The following is a 25,179-nucleotide window of genomic DNA, read 5'->3' on the forward strand; positions in this document are numbered from 1 at the left end:
GGATGACATTGATCCTGCGCTACGCGGCGCGGTCGGATGTCGGCAAGGCACGTTCCAAAAATGATGATTCGGCCTATGCGGGGCAGCACCTTGCCGTCGTCGCCGACGGCATGGGGGGCCACGCCGGCGGCGACGTCGCCTCCGCGTCCACCGTGCTGGATCTGGTCCATCTGGACAAGCCCGAGCATGAGGATCCGGCCAACGTCCTGGCGGACGAAATCCAGGCGGCCAATTCCATCCTCTCCGAACTGGTCAAGACCAGCCCGAAGCTGGCCGGGATGGGCACCACGGTCACCGCGCTGCTGCTGCACGACGACGTCTTCGAATTCGCACACATCGGGGATTCCCGCGCCTACCGGCTGAAGAACGGCGTCTTCGAACAGGTCAGCCGGGACCACACGTTTGTCCAGCGCCTGATCGACGAGGGCCGCCTGCGCCCCGAAGAGGCCGCCGTCCATCCGCACCGCAATGTCTTGATGCGCGTGCTCGGCGATGTCGACGCCAGCCCGGAACTGGACCTGGCCACCCATCCCGCCGAGGAAGGCGAACGCTGGCTGCTCTGCTCGGACGGCCTGGACGCCGTTGTCCCCGACCATGTCATCGGACAGGTGATGCGCCACTCGGCCAGCCTGCAGGACACCGTGGACAAACTCGTGGAGCTGACCCTCAACGGCGGTGCCCCGGACAACGTCACGGTGGTGGCCATCGAGGTGGCCGAGGCGGAAGCAACGCCCACCACCGCCCCGGTCGCGGTGGCAGCGGAACCGGCCGAACCGGTCATCACCGCTTCCAAGCCTGCACCGGCAGCCACCGCAGCCCAGCGGGCGGATGGGGTGGTGCCTGCGGCCGCCGATCCAGTCTTGGTCGAGGCACCCGAGGAGTCCGAGGAGGAACAGTTCCGCGCGGCCGCCATCCGCGGCGACCTGTCTACCCGGCCGCACGTGCTCGTCGGCGCCGCCGCCCTGGCCACCGAGACCGGGCAGATTCCCATTGTCACCAAACGAACGAACGAACGCCGCGCCGCCGCCCTGCTCACCCACAAGGCCCCGGAACGGGAACCGGGCGAGGGCGAGGCTGCACCGGTTGCGCCGAGGCGCCGCCGCTGGCTGGTTCCGGCCTTCCTCGCGGTCATGGCGCTGCTGCTGGCGACGGTCATGTGGTTCGGCTACCTCTGGACGCAAACCCAGTACTACGTCAGCCAGGTGGACGGGCGCGTCGCGATCTTCAACGGCGTCTCGCAGAACCTCGGCCCTCTCCCGCTCTCACACGTCGACAAGGTATACAACATCCCACTGCAGAGCCTGCCCGCTTATACCCAGCAGCGCCTGACTTCCGGCTTGGCCGCGCGGGACCTGGGCCACGCCGAACAAATAGTGGAGGAACTGCGCGTCTCCAGCCAGGTCTGCCCGCCGTCGCCGACGGCAGCTCCCGGCACCGCCTCCGCAACAGCCAGCAAACCGGCCGCCACCGGCACGGCGCCGGCCACGGCCAAGCCCACGGCGACGGCCAAGCCCACGGCGACATCCAAGCCGACCGCGGCTGCCACGGCTACCGGCACCCGTCCGGCCACCCCCGGGCAGTCCGCCGCCGCCGTACCGCCCGAATGCCTAGGTGCTTCCAATGAGTGACATCCTGACCACCCCCAAGTCGCGCCGCAATGCGGAGCTGCTGCTGCTGATCCTGGCCCTTGCCGTAGGTGTGGGCGCCAATGCCCTGGCCGGCCTGGACCAGGACAAGGGCTTCAGCCGGGACTTCTATGTCCAGAGCCTGACCCTGGCCATCCTGGTTCTCGCAGTCCATGTGGTCCTGCGCTTCCGCGCGAAATATGCCGATCCGGTAATGCTTCCGATCGTGGCCGTGCTGAACGGCCTCGGGCTGGCCATGATCCAGCGGCTCGACGTCGCGATGGACCCGCCGACCACCGCGGCCGCCCGCCAGTTGATGTGGACCGGGATCGCCGCTGCCGTCGCCATCGCGGTGATTTTGCTGCTGAAGGACCACCGGGTACTGCGCCGGTTCACGTATATATCGCTGATCATCAGCGCGGCGCTGCTGATCCTGCCGCTGTTGCCCGGCGTCGGTATGGAGCTCAACGGGGCGCGGATCTGGGTAAACCTCGGCTTCGCCACCTTCCAGCCCGGCGAGATCGCCAAGATCACCCTCGCTATATTCTTTGCGGGGTATCTATCTACCAACCGGGACCTGATCCTGCTGGCAGGCAAGAAGATCGGCCCGCTGCAGCTGCCGCGCTGGCGCGACATGGGACCGATGCTGGCGGCCTGGCTGGTCAGCATCGGCGTGCTCATCTTCCAGCGCGACCTCGGCTCCGCCATCCTCTTCTTCGGCATGTTCATGGCCATGATCTACGTGGCCACCAGCCGGGTCAGCTGGGTGCTGATCGGCCTGGTCATGATCGCGGTCGGCGGCTTCATGGCGTTCAAGCTCTTCCCGCACGTGACCGCCCGGATCGACGGCTGGCTCAACGCCTTCGACCCCGACGTGTACAACCGGGCCGGTGGCAGCCACCAGATCGTCCAAGGCCTCTTCGGCCTGGCCAGCGGCGGGCTGACCGGTACCGGCCTCGGACAGGGCCGGCCGGACCTGGTCACGTTTGCCAACAGCGACATGATCATCACCGCGCTGGGCGAGGAACTGGGCCTGATCGGTGTTTCAGCCATCGTCCTGCTCTACCTGCTGCTGGTCTCGCGGGGCATCCGGACCGCGCTGGGCACCCGCGACGCCTTCGGCAAGCTGCTGGCGACCGGTCTGTCCTTCACCCTGGCCCTGCAGTGCTTCGTGGTGATCGGCGGGGTGACCCGCCTGATTCCGCTCACCGGCCTGACGACGCCGTTCATGGCCGCGGGTGGTTCCTCGCTGCTGGCCAACTGGCTGATCGTGGCCCTGCTGCTGCTGATTTCGCATGCGGCCCGGCGGCCCGCACCGCCGGCCGGCCTGGCCGGAACCCACCCGCCGGCCGGGCGGCCAGGCCGGCGGCGGGACAGCGAACAGGCGCGGCTGGCAGCCGGAGCAGGAGAGGGTGAACAGCGATGAACCAGGCAATCCGCAGCACCTGGATGGTGGCCGTGGCCATGTTTGCGCTGCTCTTTGGCGCGCTGACGGTGGTCCAGTTCTTCCAGGCCGACAACCTCAATGCCAACGACTGGAACAGCCGCACCCTCTACAAGGACTTCGACATCAACCGCGGCGCCATCCTGGTCGGCGGGGACCCGATCGCCGAGTCCGTGCCGTCCTCCGACGGCTTTGCGTTCCAGCGCAAATACACCGACGCCGAGCTGTACGCCCCGCTGACCGGCTTCTACTCCTTGGTCTACGGCGCCACCCAGCTCGAATCGGCGATGAACGACCAGCTCTCCGGCAGCGGCAACGAACTGCTCTACGACCGGATCGTCAGGCTCTTCTCCGGTGCGCAGGTCGAGGGTGCCTCCGTCGAGCTGACCATCGACCCCAAGCTGCAGCAGCTGGCCTGGGACCTGCTGCCGGACGGAGTCAAGGGATCCATCGTGGTGATGGAGCCGAAGACCGGAAACATCCTGGCCATGGTGTCCAAGCCCAGCTTCGATCCGAACAAGCTGGCGGGCCACAGTTCCGAAAAGGTCGTGTCCAACATGGCCAACCTCGAGGAGGTACCCGGGCTCTCCCCGTTCCTGAACCCGGCCACCGAGTCCCTGGTGGCACCGGGCTCGGTCTTCAAGCTGGTCGACACCGCGGCCGCCTTGGAATCGGGCAAGTACAACGCCGACAGCGTGCTGGACAATCCGGCGGAACTGAAGCTGCCGGGCACCAACGTATCGCTGCCCAACTATGTCAACGGCGGCTGCAGCGCCCGGACGAAGGCAGACTTCTCCTTCGCCCTGGAGCAGTCCTGCAACACCCCGTTCGCGCAGATTGCCTGGGACCTGGGCGAGGACGCCATCGCGAAGCAGGCGGAGAAGTTCGGCTTCGGCCAGTCCTTCAACATTCCAGTCAATGTGACCGCCAGCCAGTTCCCGACCGGCATGAGCAAGGACCTGCTGGCCCAGGCGGCGATCGGCCAGTACGACGTGCGGGTCACCCCGCTGCAGGTGGCGATGATGACCAGCGCCATCGCCAACGACGGCAAGCTGATGAAGCCGAACCTGATCCGCACCGTGCGGGCCCCGGACCTGCGCGTGCTGCAGAGCCCGAAGCCCGAGCAGCTGCAGCAGTCGCTGTCCGCTGACCATGCCCGGCAGATCTCCCAGTGGATGGTCAACGCTGTGGACCGCGGCATCGCGCGCAACGCGGCCATTCCGGGCGTGCAGGTGGCGGGCAAGACCGGCACCGCCGAACTGCTGGCCGGCAGTGCCGGCAACAACTCGTGGTTCACCGGCTTCGCGCCGGCCGATAACCCCCAAGCGGTGGTCTCCATCGTGATCCAGGATGTCGATCTTCCCACCGGCTCCCAACTGACCAGTCCGAACGCTAAGCAACTCCTGGAGGCGGTGTTGAATAAGTGAGGCCTACATCGGGTATCACATTAGGCGGCAGATACCAGCTCACCGACCGTATCGCCATCGGCGGCATGGGCGAGGTCTGGAAGGCCCGGGACCAGGTGCTGGGCCGCATCATCGCCATCAAGATCCTCAAGGAGGAGTACACCGGCGACCCGGGCTTCCTGAACCGCTTCCGTGCCGAAGCCCGCCACACGGCGCTGCTGAACCACAACGGCATCGCCAATGTCTTCGACTATGGCGAGGAAGCCGGCTCGGCCTACCTGGTCATGGAGCTGGTGCCGGGCCAGCCGCTCTCGGCGATTATCGAACGTGAACGCGTGCTGTCCCCGGACCGGACGATGTCGCTGGTCGCGCAGACCGCACGGGCGCTGGAAATCGCCCACCAGCAGGGACTGGTGCACCGTGACGTGAAGCCGGGGAACCTGCTGATTACCCCGGAGGGCCGGGTCAAGATCACCGACTTCGGCATTGCCCGGCTGGCGGACCAGGTGCCGCTGACGGCCACCGGACAGGTGATGGGCACCGCCCAGTACCTGGCGCCCGAGCAGGCCACCGGGCAGACGGCCACCGGGCAGAGCGATATCTACTCCCTGGGCGTCATTGCCTACGAGTGCCTCTCCGGTACCCGGCCGTTCTCGGGGGAGTCGCAGATCGCCATCGCCCTGGCCCAGGTCAACGACACCCCGCCGCCGCTGCCCGAGTCCCTGCCGCATTCGGTCCGTGCCCTGGTGATGTCCATGCTGTCCAAGGATCCGGCGGACCGCCCGGCCACGGCCGAGAAGCTGGCCGAGGCCGCCGATGCGATCCGCTCCGGCGACGTCCGGGCCGCCGAGGCGGCCGTCCCAGGCATGCTCCTGTTCGGCGGCGGTGAAGCGCCCACCGGGGCGATGACCGCCGTGACGCAAACCGTGCCGCGGGAGGAGCGCACGCAGGCCTTCGGCGCCCAGGCCACCGCCACCCGGGCCATGAGCCCCGGCACCTCCCAGCTGCCGCTGATCCCTGCCACGGACGACGACGGCGCCAAGTCGCTGGCCGCCGAGCGCGCCTGGAGCGATGACGACGTCGACGAAGCGCAGGCGCCCCCGCCGCGGCCGCCGGCCCAGCCGCGCCGCCGCGGCCGCAGCCCCTGGACCTGGCCGCTGGTCGGGCTCATCCTGCTCGTCGTCTTCGCCGTGCTGGGGGCCTGGCTGCTGCCCACCCTCATCCCGCTGGGCGGCAGCAATCCCGCCTCGACGCCGGCGCGCAGCACCAGCGCCTCGCCGCGCGCGACCTTCACGAGCTCCACCCCGGAGCAGACCCAAACCGCCGAACAGACCCCGCAGACCAAGACGATCGAACTGGCCGCCGCCACCTACCAGGGCCGGCCGTACAACGACGTCAAGGCCGAACTCGAGTCTCTGGGCTTCCAGGTCAAGGGCCGCGCGGTTCAGGACCAGGCCGCCGAAGGCCTGGTCCTGAACATCAACCCGCGGGGACAGGTCGAGGAGGGCGCGACCATTACCGTCACCTACTCCGAGGGTCCCGGCACGGTCACCGTCCCGGGCGGGCTCGTCGGCGCCAACGAAGGCCGCGTGCAGGCCGCCCTGTACAGGGCCGGGCTCCAGCCGCAGAACCTCGGCGCGGAACCCGACGATTCCCCGGTCGGCACGGTCATCCGGCTGGAACCGGGGGAGGGTAGCGAGGTTCAACCCGGCGCCACCGTGGGCTACGTTGTCTCGTCCGGACCGGAGGAGCAGTCAAGCACACCGCCGGCAGAACCGACGGCACCGGCCGAACCGACGCAGACCGGCAAGCCCACCGACGGCCCCGGCAAGACCCCGCCCGGCAACGGCTAACCAAGTAACGACATCGTGGAAGGAGCGCAGCCTGTGAACTCGCCGCAGGTCCTCAACGGGCGTTACGAAGTGGGCGAACTGATCGGCCGCGGTGGTATGGCCGATGTCTACCTCGGCCGTGACACCCGGCTAGGGCGGTCCGTGGCGATCAAGCAGCTGCGTCCGGATCTGGCCCGCGACCCAATGTTCCAGTCGCGCTTCCGCCGCGAAGCCCAGGCCGTGGCCGGGCTGAACCATCCGGCGATCGTGGCCGTCTACGACACCGGCGAGCACGAGGTCCCGGGCGGCTACGACATCACCGCGCCGTTCATCGTGATGGAATACGTCAGCGGCCACACGCTGCGTGAACTGATCCGGTCCGGCGACGTGACTGGCGACCAGGCGGTGGACTACGCGCTCGGGATCCTGTCCGCGCTCGAATACAGCCACCGCTCGGGCATCGTCCACCGGGACATCAAGCCCGCCAACGTGATGGTGACCCCGCGCGGGGACGTGAAGGTCATGGACTTCGGCATCGCCCGGGCACTGGCCGACTCGGCCGCCACGATGACCCAGACCCAGGCCATCCTGGGCACCGCCCAGTACCTCTCACCGGAACAGGCCCGGGGCGAGGCCGTGGACGCCCGCAGCGACCTGTATTCGGCCGCCTGCCTGCTGTACGAAATGCTGGCCGGCCGGCCCCCGTTCGTCGGCGACAGCCCGGTGTCGGTGGCCTACCAGCATGTGCGCGAACTGCCCGACCCGCCGAGCCGGCACAACCCCCAGGTCAGCTCCGCGCTGGATTCGGTGCTGGCCCGGGCCCTGCAGAAGGACAAGGCCGACCGGTTCCAGGACGCCGCGGCTTTCAGCTCGGCCCTGCGCGCCGCCCGCACCGGGATGCCGGTGCCGGACGCCGACGCCGGAGCAACCCAGGCGATGCCCGCCCAGCCGCCGGCCACCACGCCGCTCGGCACCTCCGGTCCCGCTGTCCTGGCGGCGTCCCGCCCCTGGAGCCCGGTGGCGGAGCAGACCCAGCCGGACGACTATGTGGACGGGGAGGATGACGAGGATCCCTACGCGGCCGCGACGGACCCGGAGACGGACACCGGCTCGCTGCAGCAGGCCTCGTTCCCCCGCAGCGGCGAGGACTTCGACGACGCCCGGCGGACCCGGCGGCGAGCCTGGATTGTGACGCTGATCGTGGCCCTGTTCCTGGTGCTCGGGGCGGGCGCCTTCTTCCTCGTCAATGTGATCCAGGCGAACGCCCGGCCGCAGCTGGTGGCAGTCCCGGCAGTGGCCGGGATGGACCAGACCCAGGCGTCCAATGCCATTTGGGACGCCGGACTGCGGCCGATGACCGTCCAGGAATACAGCGACGACGTCGACTCCGGCACGGCCATCCGTTCGCAGCCTGGCACCGGCGAGCAGGCTGCCGTGGGCAGCAACGTCAACATCTACATTTCGCGCGGACGCGAGTTCATCACCCTGCCCAAGGACCTCGGCGGCAAGACCGAGGGGGAGGTACGCGACCGGCTGCGCCAGCTCGGCCTGGTACCTGGCACCTCCGAGCCGGCCAACAGTGCCGACCTGCCCCCGGGCAGCGTCGTATCGCTCGATCCTGCACCCGGGCAGCAGGTCCGCACCGGATCCACCGTGGACCTGATGATCTCCAACGGCAAGGTCACCGTGCCGCAACTGCTGGACAAGTCCGAACAGGACGCCATCAAACTGCTGGAAGATCCTGCTGTGGCACTTCCGTACACGGTGCAGACGGTGGAAAATTCCGTGGTGGAACCCGGCACTGTGACCGCGCAAAGCCAGACCGCGGGAAGCGACGTCGAGCAGGGCACGCTGATTACCATCACGGTGGCAGTTGCGCCCGAGGAGAAGAAGGGCAAGAAGGAAAAGGCCAAGGATTCCCGCCCGACCTCCTCCACCTCGCCGTCACAGGGCGGCGGGGGCGACGGCGGCCAGTAACGACGCCGCCGCAGAGGGCTACTTGGTAATCAGCGGGCTCAGCTTGGCCGCCCGCTCCGCCACACCGGCCATTCCGAGGCTCTCCAGCCAGTTGCCCAGCATCAGGTAGCCACCCTCGGTCAGCACCGACTCCGGGTGGAACTGCACGCCCCACAACGGTGCGCTCCGGTGCTGCAGGCCCATGATCACGCCGCCGGCGGTCTCCGCGGTGATCTCCAGCTCTGCCGGAATGGTCTCCCGCACGGCGGCCAGCGAATGGTAGCGGGTGGCGGTGAAGGGGTTGGGAACGCCGTCGAAGACCTTTTCGCCGTGGTGGCTCACCAGCGAGGTTTTGCCGTGCATCAGCTCCGGGGCATGAGTCACGGTGCCGCCGTAAGCCTCGGCCAGGGCCTGATGGCCCAGGCAGACGCCGAGCATGGGTTTGGCATGTTCGCCGCACCAGCGGATCAGGTCAATGCAGATGCCCGCCTCCGCGGGGTTGCCCGGGCCGGGGGAGACGAGCACGCCGTCCCGCGCGGACGCCAGCTCAACCGCCTCGGCCAGCGTCACGTCGTCGTTGCGCACGACCGTGGTTTCGGCACCCAGCTGCTGCAGGTAGCCCACCAGCGTGTAGACGAAGCTGTCATAGTTGTCGACGACGAGGATACGGATGGAGTCGCTCATGGCTTGTCGATGGCACCAATCGGGAAGGGGATAAGTCCGGCCGGCGACGTCGCGGCCGCCGGATCCCGGGGCTGCGGCCATCAGGGCCTCATACAATCTTCCGCGCCGCGGCGGGTCCGGGCAAATGCGACAGGGCTATGGCAGATTCCGCCTTAGTGGCGCGGCCGGTGCCCGCGGCTGCGGTTGACTCCCACGTGGGCTCGGCGCGGGTCCCTCGGCGGATAGCGTCCACCCGCCTCCCCGTTCGCGGCCCACCCCAACACGCTTCGCGCGCCGGGGACCCCTGGCCGCTCTCTTGCCTCGCAAGCTCGGCGCGGGTCCCTCGGCGGATAGCGTCCACCCGCCTCCCACGCCTCGCAAGCTCGGCGCGGGTCCCTCGGCGGATAGACTGGCGGGGAGACAATGCCCCGTGCAAGGAGGACCAGTGCCCGAATCGAAGCCGCGCAAGAAGACCGAGCGCCGGCCGCAGGAGACGGTAGCCAAGGACTACAAGCCGAATCCGGTCTGGTACAAGCCGGTCATGTTCGGCCTGATGATCATTGGTCTGCTGTGGATCATCGTCTTCTACATCACGCAGGGCGTCTGGCCGCTTCCCGCTGCCGGTTCCTGGAACATCCTCATCGGCTTCGGCATCGCCATCGTCGGCTTCCTGATGACCACACGGTGGCGCTCCTAGGCGGCCGGCAGGCATGCATCGTACGCCCTGATCATCCCCGACGGCCCGCCGCGTCATAGCGGGTCATAAATCCGTTCTTCAGCCCGGGGAACCGACGACCCGGAGAGTGGGATCCTGGCGCGCATGCATTCCCGCCGCGGCACCAAGGCCGCGGCGGGAATGCCGCTCCCTACTTGGCGTCCGCCGCGGCGGCGATGACGGCCGCGGTGACCGCGGGGGCCACGCGCTCGTCCAGCGGGCTGGGAATGATGTAGTCCGGGCGCAGCCCGTCCTGCGCGGCGATGCCGGCGATTGCTTCGGCCGCGGCAACCTTCATCGCGGGGGTGATCCGCCGTGCCCCGGCGTCCAGGGCGCCGCGGAAGATGCCGGGGAACGCCAGCACATTGTTGATCTGGTTGGCAAAGTCGGACCGGCCGGTAGCCACGACCTTGGCGTATTTGTGCGCGATCTCCGGGTGGATTTCCGGGTCCGGGTTGGACAGCGCGAAGATCACCGCGTCCGCGGACATCTTTGCCAGCGTTTCTTCCGGAACGGTGCCCGAGGACACGCCAATGAATACGTCCGCCCCGTCCAGGGCCTGCGTGGTGCCGCCGGTGATCGAGCGCGGGTTGGTGCGTGCGGCGTAGGCGGCCTTGATCTCGGTCAGGTCGCCGCGGTCGGTGTGGATGATGCCGCGGGAATCGAGCAGGATCACGTCGGTGATGCCGGCGGCCAGCAGGATCTCGGCCACCGCGATGCCGGCGGCACCGGCGCCGGAGATGACCACCTTGAGCGAGGCCGCCTCGCGGCCGATGACCTTCGCGGCGTTGGTCAGCGCGGCCAGGACCACGACGGCGGTGCCGTGCTGGTCGTCGTGCATCACCGGCATGTCCAGGGCCTCGATCAGCTTCGCCTCGAGCTCGAAGCAGCGCGGGGCGGCGATATCCTCCAGGTTGACCGCCCCAAAGCTCGAGCGCAGCCGGACCAGGGTCTCGACGATCTCGTCCACGTCGGTGGTCTCGAGCACCAGCGGGATCGAGTCCAGCCCGCCGAACTTCTTGAACAGGGCTGCCTTGCCCTCCATCACCGGCAGCGACGCGGCGGCGCCGATGTTCCCCAGGCCCAGCACTGCGGTGCCGTCCGAAACCACCGCGACCAGGCGCGAGGCCCAGGTGTAGCGTTTGGCCAGCTCCGGGTCCAGGTTGATGGCCCGCGAGACCTGGGCAACCCCCGGGGTGTAGGCGATGGACAGATCGCGCTTGTCGTCCAGCGGTGCGGTCAGTCCGATCTGCAGCTTGCCGCCCTCATGCGCGGCGAAGATCTCCTCGTCGGTCAGTTCAATGGAGTTGGAATTGCCAGCTATGGCGGTCAAAGCATTCCTCATTTCAACATCGGGGCCCGTGGACAGGGCGTAGATACGGCCACGTAGCAGGAGAGGTCTTCTCCGCCCGGCAGCTGCAGGCTGTGCTGTTCAACAAAGGACCGGTCCGCGCACAATCAGGCCTGCTCGACCGCGGCGCGGCCAACCGGTGGCCATCCGACGTGCCCGGCTGGTCGAACCGGGTCCCGGACTCGTTAAATTACCGGACAATCCCTCCTCGCCGCAGGCATGTGTCCTGATCGGCGGCAATTGTGTCGCCCGGTTTGCGGACGCCGAACTTTGCACAGATGTTCACAGAGTTATCCACAGGTGTGTACAACTCGGAGTCGGAATCACGCAAAAACCCCTCGATCCCCGTGTTTCCGGACGAAGCACGATAAATCACACGCATGTAAGTTATCCACCCTGTGTATAAACACTGTGGATAACCCGACGTCCATGCGCCTGGCGGGCGTCCTCAACCGTCGGACCGCCGAAAAGGTGCGTTGAACCGGCCGTCAATCCGCGAAAACTCGTTCGCCGCTTCGCCCGGCCCACATCTGTCGGCCCCACACCGGCAACAGACGCAGCAAAGTCTGCAAATTGCCCGGGTCCACAGTTGTGCACACAGTTATCCACAGGCGTGGATAACTGTGTGTCTTTCACCGCACCAATCGCCGCCAGCATGCGGAAGTGCGTGGTCATGGGAGCGGATGACAGGCCTGTAAGTTTCCCACACTGTGCACAACCCCTGTGGAAAACCGGAGCCTTAATGTGAAACAGCCGCGAAAACTCGTGGTGAAAGGTTAAATAAAAGGCCGGTACCGGCCCGTCAACGGTGAACGGTTCCGGTCCCGGCCGGGACAGATTCTCCAGGGCCTGGGCCGCCGGCGGTTAGCCAGTAATGGAGACGAGCATGGAGCCGGCCCAGGTCAGCACGGCCAGCAGCACCGCGATCCCGCCCAGGCCAGCCCACTGGAGCTTCTGCTGGTTCCTTCCCCGGGGCGCATAGACAATCACTGCCGCAGCCAGCGCCCCCACCACGAGTCCGCCCAGGTGTGCCTGCCAGGAGATCCCCGGCATCAGGCTCACTGCCGCGTTGATGGCGATCAGCACAAGAATCCCACGCACGTCCTGCTTGCGCTGCAGCTGGATGATGAAGAGCGTGGCAAACAGGCCGAAGACGCCGCCGGAGGCACCGACCACGCCCTGGTTCCACTGGCCCAGCAGCAGTACCGCCACGGACCCGCCCCAGATCGACAGCAGGTAGACGGTGATGAACCGTGCCCTGCCCAGCAGGGGTTCAAGTACCTGGCCGAATACCCACAGGGCGTACATGTTGAAGGCGATGTGCAGCACAAAGCCCTGCGAATGCAGGAATCCCGCGGTAATCATCCGCCATGGCTCGAACGGCACACCGGGCAGCTGGGAGGTGTAGACGGGGGCGTAGATCAGATAGTCCGAGATGGCCGGCACCACCCACTGCAGGATGTAAAACACGACGCAGGTAATGATGATGCCGACGGTCACCACGGGCTGCCCGGACGTGGCGGCACCGAAGGCCGTCCGCGGCGTCTTGACTTTGGCAGCCAGCTCGTTCACACAGTCCACGCACTGGATGCCGACCGCGGCGCTGCGCTGGCATTCCGGGCAGGCAGGCCTGCCGCACCGCTGGCAGCGGACATAGGAGACTCGGTCCGGGTGCCGCGGGCACACGGGGGCTTCGGTGTGTGCAGGCTCTGCCGGAGCGCCGAACGACATCTGGATACTCCTGTGGATAGACAGATCCCCGCCCGGATGCCCGGGCGGGGATAGTGCTTGTGGCTAGAGCTGCTCGACGGTGATGCTCTGGATCACCACGTCCTCAAGCGGCTTGTCCCGCATGTCCGTGGCGACCGAATTGAGCTTGTCGACGACGGCGCGGGAGGCTTCGTCCGATACGTCGCCGAAGATCGTGTGCTTACCCTGGAGCCAGGTGGTGGGCGTCGTGGTGATAAAGAACTGGGAGCCGTTGGTGCCGCGGCCGCCGCGGATGCCGGCGTTGGCCATGGCCAGCTTGTACGGCTCGGTGAAGTCCAGATCCGGGTTGATTTCGTCGTCGAACTGGTAGCCCGGTCCGCCGATGCCCTGGCCCAGCGGGTCCCCGCCCTGGATCATGAAGTCCTTGATGATCCGGTGGAAGATGACCCCGTTGTACAGCGGCGCATTGGTCTCCTCGCCGGTTTCGGGGTGCTTCCAGGTGATTTCCCCGGTGGCCAGGCCCACAAAGTTCTTCACCGTCTTCGGCGCGTGGTTGCCGAAGAGGTTGACGACGATGTCGCCGTGGTTCGTATGGATGGTCGCTTTGGCGGTAGGAATTGCAGTCATGGCACCCATTGTTCCACGCAGCTGGGGCGGAAATGCCAGCCGCCGCCGGTTCCGCGCTCAGTGAAAATCGCGGATATTCGCGGACCGGCGTAGCAGCCCCCCGCCGCGCAAAGTAGGCTGAACCTGACTGTTGCCGTGCACGGGAGGTAGTTATGAAGAAGAATGAACGTCTGAACTACGACTTGGGAAACACGATGACCACAGCCAAGGACTGGGCGAGTCCCAAGGTGGAGGCGGCGTACCTGTGGGCGGAGAAGGGGATCGAGGCCGCGTCCCCGCGCGTTCAGGAGGCCGTCCGGCGGGCGTCCCACGAACTGTCGATGGGCGTGACCACGGTGACCCCGAAGATCCAGTTGGAACTGGAAAAGCTCGCCCCGAAAATCGCCCGTCTCATCGACGATGCCACCCCCAAGATCCAGGACACCTTGGACCGGGCGACACCGGCCCTTAATACGGCCAAGGAAAAGGTGGTGGGTGACTACATCCCCACGATTTCCACCAAGCTGGGGGCCACGGCCGAAACCGTCGCACGCAGCCTGGACAAGGCCACGGCCGCCGAGACCGCAGCGGCCGCCGCGGCGGCCGCCAAAGCACAGGCTGACGCTGCCCGCTCCGGCAAGAAGGGCAAGGGCTGGCTGATTGCCGGCATTGTCGGTGCCGCCGCCGCGGCCGGCGTAGCCGCCTGGCGAGCCTCCCGCCCCGTCGAGGACCCGTGGAAGACCCCGGTCCCGACGCCGGCCCCGGCCGCGGTCCCGACGCCGGCCGCAACCCCGACGTCCGCAGCCGGTCAGGCGTCTGCCGCTCCGGCAGCCGGGCAGGCAGCATCCCAGGTCTCGGGTGCCACACCGGCGGCGGAAGCCGCTGGCAAGGCCTCGGCCGAGTCAGCCACCGATGCCACCGCCCCCGATGCGCCCGGTACCGTCGGCAGCGGCAAGCACCTGGCCGGGGACACCGGCAAAGCCGGGGATGTGACGGCGGCGGAAGCCGCACTGGACGACGTTGCCCCGGAGAAGGCCGATGCGGAGAAGCCTGCCACGCGCAGGAACTCTCGCAAGGAGGGCCCGGCCGAAGACGCCGTCTGAGGACGATGAGGGGCGTTCCCGCCCCGCTGCCTTGAACCACGTGGGGGCCCGTCATCACGGGCCCCCACGTGTTTAACGGCTCGGCACCGTGCGTTAACGGTTCGGCCGCAAGCTGGCTGTTAGATTGAACCCGTGCAGCCTGCCATGCCAAGCGTCTCGATCGTGATTCCGGCCTACAACGAAGAGGCGGTCATCCGCCAGTGCATCCTTGCCGCCCTCTACCAGTCGGTGCCGGCCCTGGAAATCATCGTGGTGGACAACCGGTCCACTGACCGGACGGCGGAGCTGGTCGGCCTGATGCAGGAAGAATATCCGGAGGCACCGCTCGTCCTGCTCTCCCATGACGCCGAACAGGGCCTGATTCCCACCCGCAATTACGGACTGGATCATGCCACGGGAGATGTGCTGGGCAGGATCGATGCGGATTCGGTGCTGGAACCGGACTGGGTGGAGCAGGTCCAGCGCGGTTTCGCCGATCCCACGGTCATGGCAGCCACCGGCCCGGTGCTCTACTACGACATGCCGCTACGCCGCTTCGGGCTGCGGGCCGACGACCGGATTCGCCGCTTTGTGCTGAAGCTGGCCAGGAAGCAGTACCACTTCCTGTTCGGTTCCAACATGGCACTCCGCCGGGACGCCTGGGAGGCCATCCGGGCCGAGGTGTGCCGGGACGAGGCGGACGAGATGCACGAAGACCTCGACCTGTCGGTGCACCTGGCCGACCATGCGCTGAAGATCCTGTACCTTCCCGGCATGATCAGCGGCATGTCGGCGCGCCGGCTGGAGGACTCGCCCAAAGATTACCGGTACTACGTCACACGCTTTGACCGGACCTACCGGAACCACAAGATCCACCGGCGCGTACTGCGCGTGCCGATGCTGATCTTCATGGGCGTCTACTACCCGGCCAAGGTGCTGCGCAAGGTGCACCAGGTACGTACCGGACAGTTGATCCGCCGCGGCGGCATCTGAGCCGCGGCTCAGTCGGTGCCCAACGCCGCTTCGGCACCGCTGCCGCCGGTGTCCCGGCCACGGTTCTGGAACAGCACGACGACGGCGAGCCCGGCCAGGATCAAGGCCAGGCCCAGGTAGGTCACCCAGGGCAGGGTTTCGCCCAGGAACAAGGCGGCCAGCAACGCCGCGCCGGGGATCTCCAGCAGGATGATCATGGACACCACCAGCGGGCTGATCACCGCCAGCAGGTGGTTCAAGGCGGTATGCCCCACGAGCTGGGCCGCCAGGGTGACGCCCAGGATGCCGAGCCAGGCCTCCGTGGAGAAGCCCACCAGGGGCTGGCCAAAGCCCAGGCAGAGCACCAGCAGCAGGACGGCACACAGCCCGTAGCACAGGCCCGTGTAGCTCTGCGTGGACAGCGTGCGGCGCACCCGCCCGCCGGCCATGGTGTACAGCCCGGCGAGGGCCCCGCCCAGCAGCGCCAGGATGTCTCCGGTGACTGCGGCGGGGGACAGCCGCAGGTCGAATCCTGAGATCAGCATTGCGCCCATCAAGGCCAAGCCCAGCCCGGCCGCCACTGCCGGGGCGGTCCGGATCCCGCGCACACGGTTGAAGACGACAATCCAGGCAGACTGCAGGCAGACCAGGGCGGTCGCCGCGGCCACCGAGGTCAGCTGCAGCGCGGTGATGAAACAGGCGAAGTGCAGGGCCAGCGCCGTCGCGGCCACGGCGGTCCAGGTGCGGTCCGCCCTCGTCATCCGCTTCAGTTCCCCGCGCCGGGAAACCGCGGCCGGCACTCCCATCACGATGCCGCCCAGGCAGTTGCGCCAGAAGGCGATGGCCAGTGCGGGAGCGGCGGTGGCGGCCATGATCGGGCCAGATGCCGAGATCCCCAGTACTCCGGCGGTGGCGAGGACGAAGTTCACCAGCCCAGCCTAGCCGCCGAGGGCCCCGCCGCGAGCTTGCGAGCGGTGGGAGGCGGCTTGGCGCTAGCTGTACTGGTCCGGGAGGTTAGTGACACGGGGCGGGAAATGAGGCACTAAAGAGGACCTCCGGTGTTGTGTGGAGCTTGTCGAAGGCCTGCACACCCACCGGGAGGTCCCGTGTCCCACCCTAACTCTCCATTGTCCGAAACGGGCCGGCTGCGGCTGGCCCGATGCATCGTGAAGGATGGCTGGCCGCTGCGCCGGGCCGCCGAACGCTTCGGTGTCTCCACCGCCACTGCCGCGCGGTGGGCCCGGCGCTACCGGCAGCACGGCGAGGCCGGGATGGCCGGGCACAGCAGCAGGCCGCGTTCCTGCCCCCACCAAACCGGCAGGCGCACCGAACGCCGCGCTGTGGGGCTGCGCACCAGCAGGCGCTGGGGGCCGGCCAGGATTGCCTGGCACCTGCACCTGGCGCCCTCCACGGTCCGGCGGATCCTGGCCCGGTACGGCTGCCCGCCGCTGCGGTTCACCGACCCTGCCAGCGGCGCCCGGATCCGCTCCGGCCGCCAGGTGCGCCGGTACGAGTATCCGGCGCCCGGCGGGATGCTGCACGTGGACATCAAGAAGCTCGGGTCCATCCCCGACGGCGGCGGGCACAAGGTGCTGGGCAGGTCCGCAGGCGAACACAACCGCCGCAGCCGCAACCGGGCCCAGACCGGACGCCGCCTGCGCGGGCAGAAGCTCGGCTACGGATTCATCCACCACGCCCTCGACGACCACTCCCGCTACGCGTGTTCGGAGATCCTCGGGGACGAGACGAAGGAAACGGCCGCCGGATTCATGGCCCGCGCCTTGGCCCACTTCACGGCCCTGGGCGTGCGGGTCGAACGCGTCATGACCGACAACGGCTCCTGCTACCGCTCCCGGGACTTCGCCGCGGTGCTGCACGACGCAGGCGTCAGGCACTACCGCACCCGTCCCTACCGGCCCCAGACCAACGGCAAGGTCGAACGCTTCAACCGCATCCTGCTGGAGGAATGGGCCTACGCCCGGGCCTACGGCTCGGAAACCGAACGCCGGTCCCTCTACCCGGGCTTCCTGGAACACTACAATCAGCACAGGCCCCACACGGCACTGAAGGGAAAGGCGCCCGCCAGCCGTGTCACCAACCAACCGGCCTAGTACAGCTAGCGTTCGCCGCCTGCCCCGCACGGGAGGCGGTAGCATCGGTGCACCGGCTGCCGGGCCGGGGAAAGCGAGGCGGAAATGGATGCGCCGTTTCTGGGCGTCTACGTTGCGGCTGCCGGCATCGTCGTCAGTGCGGTGCTCAGCATCGTCGAAAGCCGCCGGCAGAGCCGCAGTGCGGCGGCCAGCGCCCTGCGGGCGGAGGCCGCCGGGCGGGTGAGCGACTACAACGCCCAGCGCATCATCTCCGCGCTGGAACGTCTTGCCGACAGCGCGGCAGGTTCGCGGCCGGCCGTCCTGTTTGAGCCGGTGCCGCGGGTGGTCTGGCAGTTGGCGCCGCGGGACGCCGGCTACGAACTCACCAATACCGGGACCGGGACCGCCGCCGACGTCCGTATCCGGCTGCCGGCGAGCCTGCCGGGCCGGACTCCGGCGGAGGCCCGTCCGGTGGCACCGGGGGAGTCCCTGGCCTTCACCGCTGCGCCGGACCGCCTCACCACCGATGCGACGGTAACCGTGGCCTGGCGTGACCCGGACGGCACCGACCGGGAATGGTTCTACCCGCTGCCACCGGCCGCCTGACCGGACCCCGGGCCGTGGCCGCCCAGGGCGGAAGAACCGTCAAGCACAGGTCTTCCGGCTACACAAGGCACGGATCGATTAAGCGCCGCCTTCCCAAGCTTTTCGCAAGAAGCAGTGGAAACACTGTGCCTGCATGGTGTTGTCACATCGGAAATCCCCCATCGGAAAAGAGCGTTCCATGACCGAGTCTGCGTCGTCCAACGCGGAGTTCCGCGGTTCGTGCACCCCTGCGAACGGCAGCGTCGGCCTGGATGAGTCCAGGACGGCCGTCACCGTGAAGAAACCGTGACCGCCGCTTCCACCACGGTTGAACCGTACTTCCGCCCCCGCGCGCCCGGCCCGCGCCGGGGGCCAGCCGTGGCAACCGTGGTCCTGGCGCTGTCGGCCTTCCTGGCCGGATGCTCGGCGCCCGCCGAATCCGGCCACCCGGGGCAGGATCCGATCGCCCGCACCGATGCGCCGGGCACTGGCACCCCGGCCTCGCGTCTGACGGCGGGCGCCGGCCTCTACAGTGCCTGCACCACCCCGGAAGCGGCAAAGGACGGCACGGGCCTTACCTCGGTTGCACTGGTCACCCAGGACGGACAGCTGGTCCTGGCCTTCACCTTCGTAAAACCGGTTGCCGGCAACCTGCGGCTCGAGTCGGCCTTCGGAGCCGGGCACGATCCGGCGGACACACCGGCCGCCGGGAAGTTCACCGTGCAGGTCAGTCTGGCGGACGGGCTGCCCAGCGAGGCTGTGGTCCGGACCCCCTCCGGCGCCTCAGTGGCGGCACGGACAGCGGACGTCGTCCACGTCGCCGGCAATCTGGTGCACGTCGACCTGCCCGGCGGGATCCTCACACCGTTGGGCGGCGAATGGCACTGGAGAGCCGCAGTCTCCAGCGCTACCGGAGCCGTCGCCTGCCCCGGGGCCGGCGACGGCTCCGGAGTCGTCACCGTTGGCTAGGCCTGCACAACCCGTGCCCCACGCCTTGGCCGGCGGGACAAATGCAAAAGCCGGTCTGCTGGATGGACCATCCAGCAGACCGGCTTCTTCCGGTGGAGGCAAGGGGACTCGAACCCCTAACCCCCTGCTTGCAAAGCAGGTGCGCTACCAATTGCGCCATGCCCCCGGGTTTGGTTCCGCGGTCCGGAGCGGACCTGCGGACTAGTCAACCATGTCGGTTGCCTTGCTCCAAGCGGATTTCTCCGCTTCAGATTCCTGCCACTTCTTGTAGATGGCCGCGCCGGCAACTACCGCAGCCAGTACGAGCAACTTCTTCACAATGTCCTCCTAGGACGTGTGGAAGACCGGGCAAGGAATTCCGTGGGCGTACCAGGACTTGAACCTGGGACCTCTTCGTTATCAGCGAAGCGCTCTAACCGCCTGAGCTATACGCCCCCTGCCCTGTTCGGGCCGAGATAAGACTCTACCGCACCGAGGGACCCATTTCAAAATCGGGCCTTCAAGGCAGGCGGTGCGCCCAAACACGGCCGTGACGCATATACAGGCAGGCCCCTCCTGCCGGTTGGCAGGAGGGGCCTGTGCCGCAACGAAGATCGGGGCAGGCTCCGGACTTTAGTCGTCCGTCAGGGTGACGCCGATGCCGCCGACAAGGGTGGCCGAGATGTTGTAGAGCACGGCGCACAGCATGGACAAGGCCGTCAGCAGGACCACGTTGACGACCGCAATGATGGTCGCGAAGGAGGCCACCTGTCCCAGCGAGGCGTAGCTGCGCAGGTCGAAGCCGCCGCCCTCGGAGCCGGCGATCTCGCTGAGCAGGTCGTTGACGCGGTTGAAGATGCCGGTGATGTCCAGCGTGGTCCACAGCACGATCGAGGCCACCACGGTCACGATGCCCAGGGCCACGGAGAGCAGGAAGGCCATCTTCAGCACGGACCAGGGGTCGACCTTGCTGATCAGCAGCCGGGCGCGGCGTGCCTTGGCTTTCGGGGCCGGCCTGACCAGGCCGGAGTTGCCGTTGGCCGGACGGGCGGCGGGACGCTGCCCCGGCTGCGCCGGCCGCTGGGCCGTCCCGTTCCGGGCCCCGGAACTGCCGGCCGTCGGCCGCTGGGTCGGTTTGGCCGGCGTGGCGGAGCGCTGCGTCCCGTTGCGCGGTGCCGTTGCCGGCTGCGGACGCGTACCCGATCGCGGTGTGTTGGGTGTACTCACTCGATACCTCCGTTATCCGGCGCCTGGGCCGCCGCCCCAGCCGGCTGCTGCGGTGCTGAAGACAACGGTACTTCATCGACCGGCTGCGGCGTAGGATCCTGGCCCGCCGCAGCCGCCCCGGCGTCGGGTTCGGCACCGCCGTCGGCGGTCTCCTCATCCTCCTCGCCCAGGTTGCGCTCGGTGTTCCGGGCGACGGCGATGATGCGGTCCTTCTTGTCCGGCTTGGCGAAGATGACGCCCATCGTGTCGCGGCCCTTGGCCGGGACACCGGCCACGGCGGACCGGACCACCTTGCCGCCTTCCATGACGACCAGGACCTCGTCCTCGTCCTGGACGATCAGGGCCCCGACCAGATGGCCGCGTTCCTCCTGGTACTTGCCGACCTTGATGCCCAGGCCGCCACGGCCCTGCACGCGGTACTCGTCCTCGGCGGTCCGCTTGGCGTAGCCGCCTTCGGTGACGATGAACACGAAGGATCCCTCGGTGACCACATCGGCGGCGAGCAACTCGTCGTCGTCGCGGAACTTCATGCCGGTCACGCCGGAGGTCGCCCGGCCCATCGGCCGCAGCGCCTCGTCCGTGGCGGTGAAGCGCAGCGACTGGCCGTGCCGGGAGACGAGCATCAGGTCGTCGGTCTCGGACACCAGCTGCGCGGAGACCAGTTCGTCGCCCTCGCGCAGGTTGATCGCGATCACGCCGGCGGAGCGGTTCGTGTCGTAGTCCTCCAGCCGGGTCTTCTTGACCAGGCCGTTGCGCGTGGCCAGCACCAGGTAGGGGGCCTGGTTGTAGTCGCGCAGGTCCAGCACCTGGGCGATGCGTTCGTCCGGCTGGAAGGCCAGCAGGTTGGCCACGTGCTGCCCCTTGGCGTCCCGGCCGGCTTCGGCCAGTTCGTACGCCTTGGCCCGGTAGACCCGGCCGAGGTTGGTGAAGAACAGCAGCCAATGGTGGGTGGTGGTGACGAAGAAGTGCTCGACGACGTCGTCACCGCGCAGCTGGGCACCCCTGATGCCCTTGCCGCCGCGCTGCTGGGACCGGTAGTTGTCGCTGCGGGTGCGCTTGACATAGCCGCCGCGCGTGATCGTGACGACCATTTCCTCTTCGGGGATGAGGTCCTCGACGCTCATGTCCCCGTCGTAGCCCATCATGATCTGGGTGCGGCGGTCGTCCCCGTACCGATCGGTGATCTCGGCGAGTTCCTCGCTGACAATGCCACGCTGGACTTCGTCCGAGGCCAGGATGCGGTTGTACTCGGCGATCTCGGTCTCAAGCTTGGCATGCTGGTCCTGGATCTTCTGCCGTTCCAGGGCGGCCAGCCGGCGCAGCTGCATGTCCAGGATGGCCTGGGCCTGGATCTCGTCGATGTCCAGCAGCTCGATCAACCCGTTGCGCGCATCCTCCACGGTGGGGGAGCGCCGGATCAGCGCGATGACCTCGTCCAGGGCGTCCAGCGCCTTGAGCAGGCCGCGCAGGATGTGCGCCGCTTCCTCGGCCTTGCGCAGCCGGTACCGGGTACGGCGGACGATGACGTCCAGCTGGTGGGTGACCCAGTGCCGCACGAAGGCGTCGAGGGTCAGGGTCCGAGGCACGCCGTCGACGAGGGCCAGCATGTTGGCCGCAAAGTTTTCCTGCAGCTGGGTGTGCTTGTAGAGGTTGTTCAGCACCACCTTGGCCACCGCGTCGCGCTTGAGCACGATCACCAGGCGCTGGCCGGTACGGCCGGAGGTCTCGTCGCGCATATCGGCGATGCCGCCGATCCTGCCGTCCTTGACCAGTTCGGCGATCTTGATGGCCAGATTGTCCGGGTTGGCCTGGTAGGGCAGCTCGGTCACCACCAGGCAGGTGCGGCCCTGGAGTTCCTCGACGTTGACCACCGCGCGCATCGTGATTGATCCGCGGCCGGTCCGGTAGGCGTCCTCGATGCCCTTGTGGCCGAGGATCTGGGCGCCGGTGGGGAAGTCCGGGCCCTTGATCCGCTGCAGCAGGGCCTCGAGCAGTTCCTCGCGGGTGGCCCCGGGGTTCTTCAGGTACCACTGGACGCCGTCGGCCACCTCGCGCAGGTTGTGCGGCGGAATGTTGGTGGCCATGCCGACGGCGATGCCGGAGGAGCCATTGACCAGAAGGTTCGGGAACCGGGCCGGCAGGACCGTGGGTTCCTGGTTCTTGCCGTCGTAGTTGTCCTGGAAATCGACGGTTTCCTCGTCGATGTCCCGGACCATCTCCATGGCCAGCGGGGCCATCTTGGTTTCGGTGTACCGCGGGGCCGCGGCGCCGTCGTTGCCGGGGGAGCCGAAGTTGCCCTGGCCCAGGGCCAGCGGGTAGCGCATGGTCCAGTCCTGGATCAGGCGCACCAGCGCATCGTAGATGGCCGAGTCGCCGTGCGGGTGGTACTGGCCCATGACCTCGCCGACCACGCGGGCGCACTTGTTGAAGGCCCGGTCCGGGCGGTAGCCGCCGTCGTACATCGCGTACAGCACGCGCCGGTGCACGGGCTTGAGCCCGTCGCGGATATCCGGCAGGGCGCGGCCTACGATCACGGCCATCGCGTAGTCCAGGTAGGACCGCTGCATCTCGGTCTGCAGGTCCACCTGCTCCACGCGGTCCGTCAGCACGCCGCCTTCCAGCACTGCGTCATCGGCCGGGTCCTCGGGCACCTCGGGCGTCTCTTCGTCGCTCATCGTTCAGTTCCTTCTAAATACGTCTTGGCCGATGCGGCCTGCGGCTGGCAGTGCGGGCTAGATGTCCAGGAAGCGGACATCCTTGGCATTCTGCTGGATGAACGTGCGGCGCGACTCCACGTCCTCGCCCATCAGCACGGAGAAGACCTGGTCCGCCGCGGCGGCGTCGTCCATGGTGACCTGCAGCAGGGTCCGGTTCTCCGGGTCCATGGTGGTGTCCCACAGTTCCGTGTAGTCCATCTCGCCCAGGCCCTTGTAGCGCTGGATGCCGTTTTCCTTGGGCAGGCGCTGGTTGTTGGCCAGGCCCTTGCGGATGACCTCGTCCCGTTCCCGGTCGCTGAACACGTAGTCATGGGCGTGGTTGGACCACTTGATCCGGTACAGCGGCGGCTGGGCGAGGTAGACGTAGCCGCTCTCGATCAGCGGGCGCATGTAACGGAAGAGCAGGGTCAGCAGCAGGGTGGTGATGTGCTGGCCGTCCACGTCGGCGTCGGCCATCAGCACGATCTTGTGGTACCGGGCCTTGTCGACGTCGAAATCCTCGCCGATGCCGGCGCCGAAGGCGGTGATCATGGCCTGGACCTCGGCGTTGCCCAGGGCGCGGTCCAGCCGCGCCCGCTCCACGTTCAGGATCTTGCCGCGCAGCGGCAGCACGGCCTGGGTCTCCGGGTTGCGCCCGCGCACCGCCGAACCGCCGGCCGAATCACCCTCCACGATGTAGATCTCGGACCGGGACGGGTCCTTGGAGGAGCAGTCCTTGAGCTTGCCGGGCATGCCGCCGGATTCCAGCAGCCCCTTGCGGCGGGTGGACTCGCGGGCCTTGCGGGCCGCCATCCGGGCCGCAGCGGCCTGGATGGACTTGCGGATCACGTCGCGGGCGGGGCCCGGGTTGCGCTCCAGCCAGTCGCCGAGCTCGTCGGTGACCACCCGCTGGACGAAGCCCTTGGCCTCGGAGTTGCCCAGCTTGGTCTTGGTCTGCCCCTCGAACTGGGGTTCGCCCAGCTTCATCGAGATCACCGCGGTCAGACCCTCGCGGATGTCCTCGCCGCTGAGGTTGTCCTCCTTGTCCTTCAGGAGGTTCTTGTCGCGCGCATACTTGTTGATCAACGTGGTCATGGCGGCGCGGAAGCCCTCTTCGTGGGTGCCGCCCTCATGGGTGTTGATGGTGTTGGCGTAGGTGTGGACGCTTTCCGAGTACGAGGTGGTCCACTGCAGCGCCACCTCCACCGAGAGCCGGCGTTCGCTGTCCTCGGACTCGAAGGCGATCACCTCGGGATGGACGACCTCCACCTTCTTGGAGGAGTTCAGGTGCTTGACGTAGTCGAGCAGGCCGTTGTCGTACTTGTAGACCACCCGGCGGTACTCCGGCGCGGGCTCCGCCTCGGGCGCGGGAGAGTCCAGGTCCTCGTCCTCGGTCTCCACCGGCCGGCGCTCGTCCGTCAGGATGATCTTCAGGCCCTTGTTCAGGAACGCCATCTGCTGGAAGCGGGCGCGCAGGGTCTCAAAGTCGAATTCGGTGGTCTCGAAGATCTCCGGGTCCGCCCAGAAGGTCTGGATGGTACCGGTGTCGCTGGTTTCGTCGCCGCGGCGCAGCTCGCCGACCGGATGGCCGCCGTTGGCGAAGGACTGGTACCAGGCGTAGCCCTGCCGGCGGACCTCGGTCTCGACCCGGCGGGACAGCGCGTTGACCACCGAAATGCCCACGCCGTGCAGGCCGCCGGAGACCGCGTAGCCGCTGCCGCCGAACTTGCCGCCGGCGTGCAGGATGGTCATGACCACCTCCACGGTGGGCTTGCCCTCGGTCGGGTGCAGGTCCACGGGGATGCCGCGGCCGTTGTCCGTCACCCGGACGCCACCGTCCGCCAGCAGGGTGACATCGATGGTGTCGCAGTACCCGGCCAGCGCCTCGTCGACCGAGTTGTCGACTACCTCGTAGACCAGGTGGTGCAGGCCGCGCGGGCCGGTGGACCCGATGTACATGCCGGGGCGCTTGCGGACGGCTTCAAGGCCTTCAAGGACCGTGATGTCGCCGGCGCCGTATTCCCCGCCAACCTTGCCGTTGCCGCGGGGGTCTCCACCGGCAGGTTCAAGCTCGTTGTCCATAGCCACAGTTGCCGCCGACTCCTCAATTCCGTGTTACATCCGAAGCGCCCTCCCGTCCGGACGAAGGCGCTGCGTGCTCAATTCTACCGTGCCGCGGGGCTCAATCCCGCCTGGACACCGCCTGACAGGCCAGAGAAGCATGGTTTCCGGCAATCACCGGGTACCGCATGGGACGCAGTATGTCCTCAG

General features: G+C 67.8%; 20 protein-coding genes and 2 tRNA genes. 11 read left to right on the forward strand and 11 right to left on the reverse strand.

Features of this window, described 5'->3' with window-relative positions; genetic code table 11:
* The first annotated feature begins 2 nt into the window (after positions 1-2).
* The 5 genes from LVY72_RS17010 to pknB are packed head-to-tail and all read left to right on the forward strand — an operon-like array spanning position 3 to position 8,284.
* Positions 3-1,628 carry a PP2C family protein-serine/threonine phosphatase gene (locus LVY72_RS17010; RefSeq protein ID WP_237823057.1) on the forward strand — a complete coding sequence of 542 codons (1,626 nt, stop codon included), beginning with the start codon at positions 3-5 and terminating at the stop codon, positions 1,626-1,628.
* On the forward strand, positions 1,621-3,051 hold the full coding sequence (locus tag LVY72_RS17015) for an FtsW/RodA/SpoVE family cell cycle protein (protein WP_237823058.1): 1,431 nt from the start codon (positions 1,621-1,623) through the stop codon (positions 3,049-3,051). Before LVY72_RS17010 ends, LVY72_RS17015 begins: the two co-directional genes overlap by 8 nt.
* Positions 3,048-4,496: a peptidoglycan D,D-transpeptidase FtsI family protein gene (locus tag LVY72_RS17020; RefSeq protein WP_237823059.1), complete on the forward strand. Its 1,449-nt coding sequence runs from the start codon at positions 3,048-3,050 to the stop codon at positions 4,494-4,496. Before LVY72_RS17015 ends, LVY72_RS17020 begins: the two co-directional genes overlap by 4 nt.
* Positions 4,493-6,328 carry a protein kinase domain-containing protein gene (locus LVY72_RS17025; protein ID WP_237823085.1) on the forward strand — a complete coding sequence of 612 codons (1,836 nt, stop codon included), beginning with the start codon at positions 4,493-4,495 and terminating at the stop codon, positions 6,326-6,328. The genes LVY72_RS17020 and LVY72_RS17025 overlap by 4 nt, the downstream gene beginning before the upstream one ends.
* A 33-nt stretch (positions 6,329-6,361) precedes the next feature.
* Positions 6,362-8,284 carry a Stk1 family PASTA domain-containing Ser/Thr kinase gene (pknB, locus tag LVY72_RS17030; RefSeq protein ID WP_237823088.1) on the forward strand — a complete coding sequence of 641 codons (1,923 nt, stop codon included), beginning with the start codon at positions 6,362-6,364 and terminating at the stop codon, positions 8,282-8,284.
* A gap of 18 nt (positions 8,285-8,302) precedes the next feature.
* Here the strand turns inward: pknB and LVY72_RS17035 are convergent, their stop codons facing one another.
* Complete coding sequence (locus tag LVY72_RS17035; protein ID WP_237823091.1) at positions 8,303-8,947, reverse strand: aminodeoxychorismate/anthranilate synthase component II; 645 nt, start codon at positions 8,945-8,947, stop codon at positions 8,303-8,305.
* 424 nt (positions 8,948-9,371) lie between these two features.
* On the opposite strand from LVY72_RS17035, the gene LVY72_RS17040 reads away from it, so the two are divergent.
* On the forward strand, positions 9,372-9,623 hold the full coding sequence (locus LVY72_RS17040; protein WP_237823095.1) for a cell division protein CrgA: 252 nt from the start codon (positions 9,372-9,374) through the stop codon (positions 9,621-9,623).
* A gap of 169 nt (positions 9,624-9,792) precedes the next feature.
* Here the strand turns inward: LVY72_RS17040 and LVY72_RS17045 are convergent, their stop codons facing one another.
* From LVY72_RS17045 to LVY72_RS17055, 3 genes are all read right to left on the reverse strand, one after another.
* Positions 9,793-10,986 (reverse strand): NAD(P)-dependent malic enzyme, encoded by a 1,194-nt coding sequence (locus tag LVY72_RS17045; RefSeq protein WP_237823099.1) that lies wholly within the window; start codon positions 10,984-10,986, stop codon positions 9,793-9,795.
* An 870-nt stretch (positions 10,987-11,856) separates the two neighbouring features.
* Complete coding sequence (locus LVY72_RS17050) at positions 11,857-12,573, reverse strand: rhomboid family intramembrane serine protease (protein WP_308190837.1); 717 nt, start codon at positions 12,571-12,573, stop codon at positions 11,857-11,859.
* 213 nt (positions 12,574-12,786) lie between these two features.
* Positions 12,787-13,329, reverse strand: coding sequence for a peptidylprolyl isomerase (locus tag LVY72_RS17055; RefSeq protein ID WP_237823105.1), 543 nt, complete (start codon positions 13,327-13,329; stop codon positions 12,787-12,789).
* 152 nt (positions 13,330-13,481) lie between these two features.
* On the opposite strand from LVY72_RS17055, the gene LVY72_RS17060 reads away from it, so the two are divergent.
* Positions 13,482-14,411, forward strand: coding sequence for a hypothetical protein (locus tag LVY72_RS17060; protein WP_237823108.1), 930 nt, complete (start codon positions 13,482-13,484; stop codon positions 14,409-14,411).
* 144 nt (positions 14,412-14,555) lie between these two features.
* Positions 14,556-15,383, forward strand: coding sequence for a glycosyltransferase family 2 protein (locus LVY72_RS17065; protein ID WP_237823347.1), 828 nt, complete (start codon positions 14,556-14,558; stop codon positions 15,381-15,383).
* A gap of 8 nt (positions 15,384-15,391) precedes the next feature.
* Here LVY72_RS17065 and LVY72_RS17070 read toward each other — a convergent pair whose 3' ends face one another.
* Positions 15,392-16,291: a DMT family transporter gene (locus tag LVY72_RS17070; protein WP_237823111.1), complete on the reverse strand. Its 900-nt coding sequence runs from the start codon at positions 16,289-16,291 to the stop codon at positions 15,392-15,394.
* Positions 16,292-16,468: 177 nt separating this feature from the next.
* Between LVY72_RS17070 and LVY72_RS17075 the strand changes: the two genes are divergently transcribed.
* The 3 genes from LVY72_RS17075 (at position 16,469) to LVY72_RS17085 (ending at position 19,006) form a co-directional block, all read left to right on the forward strand.
* Complete coding sequence (locus tag LVY72_RS17075; protein ID WP_237823114.1) at positions 16,469-17,473, forward strand: IS481 family transposase; 1,005 nt, start codon at positions 16,469-16,471, stop codon at positions 17,471-17,473.
* An 84-nt stretch (positions 17,474-17,557) separates the two neighbouring features.
* Positions 17,558-18,058: a hypothetical protein gene (locus tag LVY72_RS17080; protein ID WP_237823117.1), complete on the forward strand. Its 501-nt coding sequence runs from the start codon at positions 17,558-17,560 to the stop codon at positions 18,056-18,058.
* Positions 18,059-18,415: 357 nt separating this feature from the next.
* A complete protein-coding gene (locus tag LVY72_RS17085) occupies positions 18,416-19,006 on the forward strand; it encodes a hypothetical protein (protein WP_237823120.1) in 591 nt (196 codons plus the stop codon).
* A gap of 93 nt (positions 19,007-19,099) precedes the next feature.
* Here the strand turns inward: LVY72_RS17085 and LVY72_RS17090 are convergent.
* The 6 genes from LVY72_RS17090 to gyrB all read right to left on the reverse strand — a co-directional run bounded on the left by LVY72_RS17090 (position 19,100) and on the right by gyrB (position 24,990).
* Positions 19,100-19,172: transfer RNA gene (locus tag LVY72_RS17090), tRNA-Ala, on the reverse strand.
* Between the two features lie 35 nt (positions 19,173-19,207).
* Complete coding sequence (locus LVY72_RS17095; RefSeq protein ID WP_237823122.1) at positions 19,208-19,324, reverse strand: DLW-39 family protein; 117 nt, start codon at positions 19,322-19,324, stop codon at positions 19,208-19,210.
* 43 nt (positions 19,325-19,367) lie between these two features.
* Positions 19,368-19,441, reverse strand: a tRNA-Ile gene (locus tag LVY72_RS17100).
* Positions 19,442-19,618: 177 nt separating this feature from the next.
* Positions 19,619-20,212: a DUF3566 domain-containing protein gene (locus LVY72_RS17105; protein ID WP_237823125.1), complete on the reverse strand. Its 594-nt coding sequence runs from the start codon at positions 20,210-20,212 to the stop codon at positions 19,619-19,621.
* The gene (gene gyrA, locus LVY72_RS17110; protein WP_237823128.1) at positions 20,209-22,887 is read right to left on the reverse strand and encodes a DNA gyrase subunit A; all 2,679 of its coding nucleotides are present in this window, start codon (positions 22,885-22,887) and stop codon (positions 20,209-20,211) included. Before gyrA ends, LVY72_RS17105 begins: the two co-directional genes overlap by 4 nt.
* Before the next feature lie 57 nt (positions 22,888-22,944).
* Entirely contained in the window at positions 22,945-24,990 is a 2,046-nt protein-coding gene (gyrB, locus tag LVY72_RS17115; RefSeq protein WP_237823131.1) for a DNA topoisomerase (ATP-hydrolyzing) subunit B, read from the reverse strand.
* Between the last annotated feature and the right edge of the window lie 189 nt (positions 24,991-25,179).

Origin of the sequence: Arthrobacter hankyongi, assembly GCF_022012395.1 — a bacterium.
Lineage (GTDB): Bacteria > Actinomycetota > Actinomycetes > Actinomycetales > Micrococcaceae > Crystallibacter > Crystallibacter hankyongi.